Origin of the sequence: Ideonella sp. (genome assembly GCF_044358605.1) — a bacterium.
In the GTDB taxonomy this organism is placed as follows: Bacteria; Pseudomonadota; Gammaproteobacteria; order Burkholderiales; family Burkholderiaceae_C; genus Ideonella.
On the sequence record NZ_JBIKNQ010000021.1, the window covers coordinates 59,054 to 68,366 of the forward strand.

Sequence of the window (9,313 nt, forward strand, 5' to 3'; positions counted from 1 at the left end):
TTATCCTCAAGGATCCCTGAGTAAATGACCACGATTCGAGTCAAAGAAAACGAACCTTTTGACGTTGCACTGCGTCGCTTCAAGCGCACCATTGAAAAGCTCGGTCTGCTGACCGACCTGCGTGCCCGTGAGTTCTACGAAAAGCCGACCGCTGAGCGCAAGCGCAAGAAGTCTGCCGCCGTGAAGCGCCACTACAAGCGCGTGCGCAGCATGCAGCTGCCCAAGAAGCTGTACTGATCAGCCTCTGGCCCACAGGCCAGTTGCCCGTCTGGCAGCCACGCAGCCAGCAGCGCCAAAAACCCGCTCGGGACGCCGCAGCGGGTTTTTTTGTGTCTGCTGCATGGCCGTAGAGTGGACTGCGTCACAACTTCACACAGCAGCGTGGCTCTCCCCCAAAGGAGCGCCCTACTCCCCCAGAGATGGAGCGGCATAATCGCCGCAAACCATTCACTCAACATCGCTGGGGAGCGCCATGTCATTCACGTCACTCATTCCGTCGTTCTTACCGGGCGGAATCAGTTCACGGTTTGACTTTCAGGCTCTGCTCGACCACCGTGGTCGCCTGCTGCAGGTCCACACCGCCCTGCCCACCCTGGCCCTGATCCCAGAGCGCATGGTGATGCGCGAGGCCGTGAGCCAGCCCTTTGAGTTGGTCATCGATTGTCTCTCCACGTCCGCTCATTTCGAACTCAAGCAACTGGTGGGCGAGCAGGTCTCTGTGGGCCTGCTGCAACCCAGCGGCCAGTACAAGCCATGGCACGGTTATGTGTTTGAGGCCGCCCAGTTGGGCTCAGACGGCGCGCTGGCCCGATATCGCCTGGTGCTGCGGCCCTGGCTATCGCTGCTGGAACAGCGCCTAGACGCCTTTGTCTACCAAGACCGAACGGCGCTGGAGATCATTGAAGACATCTTCGCCGACTACCCCGAGGCCCAGTACCGCCTGGACGTGACCGAGCCCTTGCGCCGCCGCTCGCTGTGCACCCAGTATCGCGAGAGTGACTTGGCCTTTGTGCAGCGCCTGCTGGCCGAAGAAGGCTTGAGCTACCACTTTGAACATGCCGGTGATGCCGCCGAGCTGGCAGGAGCCACCAGCGCTTTGCATACGCTGGTGATCACCGACCGGGCCGCCCAGCGCGTGGACTTGGGCGACACCCGCTTCACGGCCCAGCACGCCACCGCCCAGATTCAAGGCCAGAAGGACGCCGTCACCGCCTTCAAAACCCAGCGCCGCCTGCAGCCCAATGCGGTGGCCCTGGGCAGCTGGAACTATCGCGAACTGGCCGGCAGCAGCGCCACCCTGGCCACGGCGCTGGAGCAAGGCGACCTGCCCACGCTGGAGGTCTATGACGGCAGCGGTGCCTATCGCTATGAAAACACGGCCCACGCGCAACGCGCCACCGAGCTGGCCCTGGGCGCGCTGGAATTGCAGACCAAGACCTTTGAAGGCCAGGGCAGCACCCGCCACTTTGAGGCCGGCCGCCAGTTCAGCCTGATCGACCACCCGCTCTATGGCGCCGGTTTGACCGAAGGCCTGGGCAGCGTGATCAAGGCCGTGCTGGATGCACCAGCCAGCTTGCTGGGTGGGCGCGAGGACAACCGTTTCACGATTCTTGCGGTAGAGCACCATGCCGCCAACAACCTGGGCTCTGAAGCCGCTGCCTTGCTGGGGCTGAGCGCCATCGAGCGCGGCAGCTACCGCAACCAGTTCCACGCCGCACCTGCCGCTGCACCCGTCATCCCCCGCTTTGCGCGCAAGCCCACGGCCCCTGGCGCACAAACCGCCTTGGTGGTGAGCCTTGAGGGCGAAGCGCTGACCACCGACCGCGACCATCGCGTGAAGATCCAGTTCCCCTGGCAGCGCGGTGCCAACCCCGTGGCCGGGGGCTTGGCCCACGACAGCCACTCGCCCGACACCCAGGGCAATGCGCCGGGCAACGACCAATCCGGCACCTGGGTACGGGTGATGAGCCCGCAGGCCGGGGCCAACTGGGGCGCGATGTTCACCCCGCGCATCGGCACCGAGGTGCTGGTCGAGTTCATCGAAGGCGACATTGACCGCCCCGTCATCACCGCCGCGCTCTACAACGGGCAAGATAGACCGCCCTTCTCAGCCGGTGTCGATTCGGGGGTCAACCACCCCGGCACGCTCAGCGGCATCCACAGCCACAGCCTGGATCAATCGGGCTTCAACCAATGGGTGCTGGACGACGCCACCGCCCAAGTGCGCATGCGCCTGCTGTGCAGTTACAGCGCCGCCGAAGTGGGCTTGGGGCATTTGATCCAGCAGGCGGCGCACACGGCGCAACGCGGCGCTTGGCGCGGCAGCGGCTTTGAGGCGGCCACCCGCGCCTGGGCCAGCATCCGATCTGCCAAAGGCTTGCTCATCACCACCACCGCGCGCCCCGGCAGCTATGGCAGTGCCCAGAGCACGCAAATGGACGCGACGGAGGCCGTGGCCCAGCTCAAAGGCGCGCAAGACCTGGCCCAACGCCTGAGCCAAGCCGCGCAAACCGGCCAAGCCCAGGCGCTGACCGCGCACGCTGAGAGCATCCCGGCGCTGATCAAGAGCCTAGACCCCGAGCAAGACGGCAAGCTCAGCCAGGCCGTCAATGGCCAAGAGGCCCAGAAAGCCCAAGGGCGCGACCTGAGCGACCCGGTCGAAGCCCCCGCTACGCCCACCATCATGCTGGACACCCCCAGCAGCCAAGCTTGGCTGAGCGACGCCAGCATCGCCAGCTATGCAGGACAAGACCTGGCCCGTGTGAGCCAGGGCGACCAGCACGAGGCGGCGGCCCACACCCACGCGACAGTCGCCGGGCAAACCGTGAGCCTTTACACCCACGCCGGCGGCATCACCGCACACGCGGCCAACGGGCCGGTGTCCCTGCGCGCCCACACTGACGAGCTGCAAATCCTCGCCGACAAAGACGTGACCATCCTCAGCGTCAACGGCGAGATCCATATCAACGCGCAGAGCAAGATCGAGCTGATTGGCGCGGACTCCGGCGTCATCCTCGACGGCGGCGACATCACCTTTGTGACGCCGGGGACCTGGGAGGCCAAGGGGGCGACGCAGGCGATGTTGGGGGGAGCGAGTGCGAGCGCCGCATCTCTGGCCTTGCCCCAAAGTCAGCCGGTGGAAACGATGGCGGCCCTCAATGAAGTCGCCGCGATTGAGCTGGTCACCGCACTGGACGAAGGCTCGGCCAACGACGGGACTGGCGCCAACTTCCGCAAGGCCATGGTTTATGGCAAGGACTATGCATTCGAGGTGAAGGCCTTTGAAAGCCAAGCGCCCGTCAGGCCCACCAGCATCCAATGGAGGGCCAGCGGGACGAGCCCCGATGGCAAAGTGTTCGACTTAGCGATCAAGGGCTCCGGGCAGATGGCCACGCTCACCTTGAAGGAGGTCGAACTCTGCGGCACCGACATCACGGTGCGGGCCTTCATTCAGTCTGCCAATTCAGGCGCAAGCGCCACCGTGCCCGTGCATTGCCGCTTCCGCTGGTTTGATGGCGGACGGATCAAGACTCAGGCCGCCCAACGCGTGGCCGAGCCATGGCGAATTGACCAAGGTGCGTCATCGCTGTGTGGCATGGCGGCGTTGTTCTACCTCATGGCCCAAAACAAGCCCGGCCCCTATCAAACGTTGGCGGCCGAACTGCACCGCAAAGGCCAATTGCAGATCGGTGACTACTTGGTCAAGCCTCACAGCGCTGCCGAGGACACCATGTATGAGCTAAAGCCTTCCGATGACAGATTCAAGAATCTCAAAATGTCTGAGGTCGACTGGATAGTTGTCAGGGAAAGATGTCGCCCAACCTTGAGTTCGACGCCTCCTGCCGCTAAGCCCACCGCATTCCTCCCACTACCCCCTTCAGTGCGCTCAGAAAATCTGCTCTCAGCGGATGCTGTGCCCGCCATTGGGGCAGCACCAAGCCCACTTCAAAGGCAATCGCCACGCTAAAGGGGCGGATGACGAGGCCTTGAGCTTGCCAGGCTTGGGCGGTCACTGGGTTGACCAAACCCAGCCCGACACCTGCTTGAACCAAGGCGCACACCGATGCAGCGCTGGGTGTTTCTAGGCGCATATGGCGCTGCACCCCAGCCTGCGCAAAGGCGGCGTCAATGTGTTGGCGGTACGGGTCGTTGGGGGCCAGGCTGATGAAGGGCTGCCCTTCAAAATCTGAGGGGTGCAGCACAGCTTTAGAGGCCAAGGCATGGCCAGGTGGCAAGACACACACTTCGTTGGCGGCCAGCAGCGCAAAGCGCTCGCAGCCCGGCGGGGCTTCGGGGCGTTCGGAGAGGCCCACGTCAAACGCTTGCTCCGTCAAGGCCCGCTCCAGCGCGGGGGACTCCAAGGCACTCAGGCTGACACTGGCCTGCGGCCATTGCCCTGCAAAACGAGCCAGCACATCAGGCAGCAAGGCTTGCGCCAGGGCGGGCAAGCAAGCCACTTGAAGCCGGCCTTGGGCAAAGCCACGCAGGGCCACAGCCGCCTCGGCAATACGCTCCAGGCCGACAAAAGATTGCTCCACCTCGGCCAACAAGGCCATCGCTCGCGGCGTGGGGTGTAAGCGCCCTTTGATGCGCTCGAACAGCGAAAAGCCCAAGACCTGCTCAAGCCGGGCCAGCTCTCGGCTGACGGTGGGCTGGGACGTGTGCAGGGCTTCTGCCGCCCGCGTGACATGGCCTGCCACCATCACAGCCCGAAAGAGTTCGATCTGGCGATGGGTGAGTTTCATATCAATATTGAATGAAAAAGCCACAAAACGGAATTTCACAGCATAGCCTAGTGTGGGCATGATGCGACCTATGAACCCCTTTTCAGACGCCCTGCTGCGCACACTTGGCCAGACCTATGGCACCCCGTTATGGGTGTATGACGCGGCCACCATCCGCCAGCGCATTGCCGACTTGAAGTCCTTTGACACCATTCGCTTTGCGCAAAAGGCCAACTCCAACACCCACTTGTTGCGCCTGATGCGCGAGCAAGGCGTGGTGGTGGATGCCGTCTCACGCGGCGAGATCGAGCGCGCCTTGGCGGCGGGTTACACCGCAGCGCCCAATGCGCAGGGCGCCAGTGGCATTGTGTTCACCGCGGACTTGCTGGACGCCGCCACGCTAGAGACGGTGGTGCAGCATCAAGTGCCGGTGAATGCCGGCTCGGTGGACATGCTGCATCAGTTGGGGGCGCGCTCGCCCGGCCACCGCGTGTGGCTGCGCATCAACCCCGGCTTTGGCCATGGCCACAGCAACAAGACCAACACCGGCGGCGAGCACAGCAAGCACGGCATTTGGCACACCGACCTTGCCGCCGCACTGGCCGCTGTCCAGCAGCACCAACTGCATTTGGTGGGCCTGCACATGCACATTGGCTCGGGCGTCGACTACAGCCACCTGCAGCAGGTGTGTGCCGCCATGGTGGACTTGGTCAAGCGTGCGGGCGTGCCGGTTGAGGCCATCTCGGCGGGTGGCGGCCTGTCCATTCCATACCGTGACGGCGAGGCGCGCATCGACACCGAGCACTACTTCAGCCTGTGGGACGCAGCGCGGCGCGAGGTGGCCAGCCACCTGGGCCGCAGCGTGCATTTGGAGTTGGAACCCGGCCGCTACTTGGTGGCCGAGAGCGGTGTGCTGCTCACCGAAGTGCGGGCCACCAAAGACGTTGGTGCCAACCACTTCGTGATGGTCGATGCGGGCTTTTCAGACCTGATGCGGCCGTCCATGTATGGCGCCTATCACGGCATGAGCCTGATCGCCGCCGATGAGCAAGCCCGCGCGATGCGCGACAGCGTGGTGGCCGGGCCGCTTTGCGAGTCGGGTGATGTGTTCACCCAGGGCGAAGGCGGCGTGGTGCAAAGCCGAGCCCTCCCCCAAGCGCGCGTGGGCGACTTGCTGGTGATCCACGACGCAGGGGCCTACGGCGCCTCCATGTCCAGCAACTACAACAGCCGCCCGCTGATTGCGGAGGTGCTGGTGGATGGTGACACTCACCGCCTGATCCGCCGCCGTCAAACCGTGGCTGAGTTGCTGGCGCTGGAGCAGGTTTGAGGCGCTGTTGGGCTGCGACAATAGCGCCCAACAGACAACCCTTGCAGGAATGGACATGAGCCTCAAAGACCGCATCACCGAAGACATGAAGGCCGCCATGCGTGCCAAAGAGGTGGACCGCCTCTCGACCATCCGCTTGCTTTTGGCCGCTTGCAAGCAAAAGGAAGTGGACGAGCGCGTGGTGCTGGACGACGCCATGGTGGTGGGCTTGGTGGACAAGCTCATCAAGCAGCGCAAGGACTCCGTCGCGGCCTACACCCAAGCCAATCGCCAAGACCTGGCCGACAAAGAAAGCGCGGAAATCGTGGTGCTGCAGGCCTACTTGCCGGCCCGTTTGTCCGCCGATGAGATCGCCACCGAAGTCGCCGCCATCGTGGCCGAACTGGGAGCCGCTGGCCCCGGCGACATGGGCAAGGTCATGGGTGCAGCCAAAGCCAAACTGGCCGGCAAGGCTGAGATGGGCTTGATCTCTGCGGCCGTGAAAGCGGCACTGGCTAAGTAAAGACGACAGACATGATGAACACTCACCTCCCCATCCGCGAAATCGCCCCCGATGTGTACGTGGCGCCTCAGTTGGAGCCCACCGACATGGCAGAAGTGGCCCGCCTGGGCTTTGCCGCCGTCATCAACAACCGGCCAGACGGCGAAGGCGGCCCCGAGCAGCCCCTCAACAGCGCCGTGCAAGCCGCCGCCAATGCTGCGGGCTTGAACTACCAGTACCTGCCGGTCGAAGGCGCCTACCAATCGCCCGAAGAGATCGCCGCCTTTGGCCAGTTGTTGGCCCAAGTGCCACGCCCCTTGCTGTGCTTCTGCCGCTCTGGCGCACGCTCGACCCGCCTCTACATGGCGGCCACGGGCGCCTGATCACCCCCGGGGAATCCCCAGGGCGCTGGCTGAACAATTTTCAGGGGCGTTTCAGGGCTGAGGTTTGACAATCCAGGAACGCTAGGCCACGCCGTCCGTTTGGGGCGGCGTCGGCTTGGCGCAAGCGAGGCTTCCAAAGAGAGGCCTCGATGTTGTGATTTCCTAGGAGACTCCCTTGGCAGCCCTGCTCAGGTTTTCAGCGCTGATCGACGCCTTGAATGAGACGGTCGGCAAATTCATCCGCTGGCTGGTGCTGGCCGCTGTGCTCATCAGCGCCGGTAACGCCATCATCCGCAAGGCCTTCAATATTGGCTCCAATGCCTTTTTGGAGATCCAGTGGTATTTGTTCGCTGGCGTGTTCATGCTGGGCGTGGGCTTTGTGTTCTTGCGCAATGCGCACGTTCGCATCGATTTCATCTCGGCCCGGCTCTCTGACCGCACCAATGCCATCATTGATGCGGTGGGCATGATCGTCTTCACGATCCCGCTGTCACTCATCATGATTTACCTGTCTTGGCCGCTGTTCTCGGCAGCTTGGACATCCGGCGAAATGAGCCAGAACGCCGGCGGCTTGATCCGCTGGCCCGTGCTGATGCTGATCCCCGCTGGCTTTGGCCTGCTGCTGCTGCAGTGCGCCTCTGAGCTGATCAAGCGCTTTGCCTACCTGGGTGGTCACCGGGCTTCCGCGTTCAGCGTGGACCCAAACACCAAGTCGGACGAAGAAAAGCTGGCCGAAGAACTGGCCGCTGCGGCCGCCAAAAAGCTTGAGGGGGCTCGCTGAGCATGACTGAATTCATCACCCAGAATTTTGTGCCGCTGATGTTTGGCGGCCTGCTGGTCTTTTTGCTGACCGGCATTCCTGTGGCTTTTGGCCTAGCCGCCACCGGCTTGCTGTTTGGCTTTATCGGCATGGAAGTCGGCATGTTCGGCTCCACGCTGTTCCAGGCTCTGCCGCTGCGGGTCTTCGGCATCATGCAGAACGACACGCTGCTGGCCATTCCCTTCTTCACCTTCATGGGCATTCTGCTGGAGCGCAGCGGAATGGCAGAAGACCTCCTAGAGACTGTGGGCCAAGTTTTTGGCCCCGTTCGAGGCGGCTTAGCGATTGCCGTGATCTTGGTGGGCGCCCTGCTGGCCGCCACCACGGGCGTGGTGGCTGCTGCGGTCATCTCGATGGGTCTGATCTCTCTGCCCATCATGCTGCGCTACGGCTACAACCGCACCATCGCCACCGGCACCATCACCGCCTCGGGCACCTTGGCGCAAGCCATTCCGCCCTCTTTGGTGCTGATCGTGTTGGCTGACCAAATGGGCCGCTCGGTGGGCGACATGTACGCCGGTGCACTGGTGCCGGGCCTGTTGTTGGTGGGCCTGTATCTCTCCTTCATCGTGGCCGTGGCCATCTTCAAGCCCACTTGGGTGCCTGCCTTGCCCATGGAGGCACGGATCTACAAAGAGGCCAATGGCGCAAGCGGCCACATTTCTCTGCTGCTGCTGCTGGGCATTTGCGCCGTCGCAGGTTGGGGTTGGGCTCAGTTGCACGACCAGATCATCAGCCCCTGGATTGGGCGCACCACGCCCGCTGCGGGGGACGAGATTCTGATCATGTCCATGACCGTGTCGTCGTTCTTGGCGCTGGGTTTGGCCCTGATCAATCGCCTGCTGAAGATGGGCTTGCTCTCCAAGTTGGCTGAGCGTGTCACCTTTGTCCTGATCCCGCCGCTGGTGCTGATCTTCTTGGTCTTGGGCACCATCTTCTTGGGTGTGGCCACGCCGACTGAAGGCGGTGCCATGGGCGCCTTGGGCGCCTTGATCATGGCCGGTTCGCGCGGCCAGATCAGCTTCAAGCTGCTGACCCAGGCTCTGGACAGCACCGCCCGCTTGGCGACCTTCGTGCTGTTCATCTTGATCGGCTCCACGGTGTTCAGCTTCACCTTCAATGCAGCCGACGGTCACTTCTGGGTGGAGCACCTGTTTGCTGACATGCCCGGTGGTGCCTTGGGCTTCTTGATCGTCGTGAACATCCTGATCTTCATCTTGGGCTGCTTCATCGACTTCTTCGAGATCGCCTTCATCGTGGTGCCGATCCTGATGCCGGTGGCCGAGAAGCTGCTGCCCACCTTGCTGCCCGGCGTGCCGGTGGATGCCGTGATGATCTGGTTCGGCGTGATCATCGCCATGAACCTGCAAACCTCCTTCCTCACACCGCCCTTTGGCTTTGCGCTGTTCTACTTGCGCAGCGTGGCCCCCAAGAGCGACTACAAGGATCGGGTCACGGGTGAGACCATCCCGGCCGTCACCACGCCCCAAATCTACAAGGGCTCTATCGCCTTCATCGTGCTGCAGCTCATCATGGTGGCCGTGGTCATTGCCTACCCTGGCTTGGTCTCCGGCA

7 protein-coding genes and 1 pseudogene are annotated in these 9,313 nt (G+C 63.1%); 7 read left to right on the top strand and 1 reads right to left on the bottom strand.

What is annotated here, in order from left to right:
• Nucleotides 1-24: 24 nt before the first annotated feature.
• Together rpsU and ACIQ3Q_RS09600 are read left to right on the top strand one after the other, a co-directional pair.
• Entirely contained in the window at nucleotides 25-237 is a 213-nt protein-coding gene (gene rpsU / locus ACIQ3Q_RS09595; RefSeq protein ID WP_210807467.1) for a 30S ribosomal protein S21, read from the top strand.
• Nucleotides 238-472: 235 nt separating this feature from the next.
• Nucleotides 473-3,082, top strand: a pseudogene (locus ACIQ3Q_RS09600) (type VI secretion system Vgr family protein); the annotation flags it as partial.
• Between the two features lie 763 nt (nucleotides 3,083-3,845).
• Here ACIQ3Q_RS09600 and ACIQ3Q_RS09605 read toward each other — a convergent pair.
• On the bottom strand, nucleotides 3,846-4,745 hold the full coding sequence (locus tag ACIQ3Q_RS09605) for a LysR family transcriptional regulator (protein ID WP_396268853.1): 900 nt from the start codon (nucleotides 4,743-4,745) through the stop codon (nucleotides 3,846-3,848).
• A 70-nt stretch (nucleotides 4,746-4,815) separates the two neighbouring features.
• Here ACIQ3Q_RS09605 and lysA point away from each other — a divergent pair, with 70 nt between their 5' ends.
• The 5 genes from lysA to ACIQ3Q_RS09630 form a co-directional block, all read left to right on the top strand.
• Nucleotides 4,816-6,054: a diaminopimelate decarboxylase gene (lysA, locus tag ACIQ3Q_RS09610; protein WP_396268854.1), complete on the top strand. Its 1,239-nt coding sequence runs from the start codon at nucleotides 4,816-4,818 to the stop codon at nucleotides 6,052-6,054.
• 55 nt (nucleotides 6,055-6,109) lie between these two features.
• The gene (locus ACIQ3Q_RS09615; protein ID WP_396268855.1) at nucleotides 6,110-6,556 is read left to right on the top strand and encodes a GatB/YqeY domain-containing protein; all 447 of its coding nucleotides are present in this window, start codon (nucleotides 6,110-6,112) and stop codon (nucleotides 6,554-6,556) included.
• 14 nt (nucleotides 6,557-6,570) lie between these two features.
• Complete coding sequence (locus ACIQ3Q_RS09620; RefSeq protein WP_396268856.1) at nucleotides 6,571-6,918, top strand: TIGR01244 family sulfur transferase; 348 nt, start codon at nucleotides 6,571-6,573, stop codon at nucleotides 6,916-6,918.
• Between the two features lie 175 nt (nucleotides 6,919-7,093).
• Nucleotides 7,094-7,699, top strand: a complete 606-nt coding sequence (locus tag ACIQ3Q_RS09625; RefSeq protein WP_396268857.1) for a TRAP transporter small permease subunit — start codon at nucleotides 7,094-7,096, stop codon at nucleotides 7,697-7,699.
• Nucleotides 7,700-7,701: 2 nt separating this feature from the next.
• Nucleotides 7,702-9,313, top strand: a 1,612-nt coding sequence (locus ACIQ3Q_RS09630; RefSeq protein ID WP_396268858.1) for a TRAP transporter large permease subunit, incomplete at its 3' end; no start/stop codon positions are given.

Excerpts from the sequence above, each read along its gene's own strand:
- ACIQ3Q_RS09605 (WP_396268853.1), bottom strand. The coding sequence starts at position 4,745 with ATGAAACTCACCCATCGCCAGATCGAACTCTTTCGGGCTGTGATGGTG.
- rpsU (WP_210807467.1), top strand. The coding sequence starts at position 25 with ATGACCACGATTCGAGTCAAAGAAAACGAACCTTTTGACGTTGCACTG.
- lysA (WP_396268854.1), top strand. The coding sequence starts at position 4,816 with ATGAACCCCTTTTCAGACGCCCTGCTGCGCACACTTGGCCAGACCTAT.
- ACIQ3Q_RS09615 (WP_396268855.1), top strand. The coding sequence starts at position 6,110 with ATGAGCCTCAAAGACCGCATCACCGAAGACATGAAGGCCGCCATGCGT.
- ACIQ3Q_RS09620 (WP_396268856.1), top strand. The coding sequence starts at position 6,571 with ATGAACACTCACCTCCCCATCCGCGAAATCGCCCCCGATGTGTACGTG.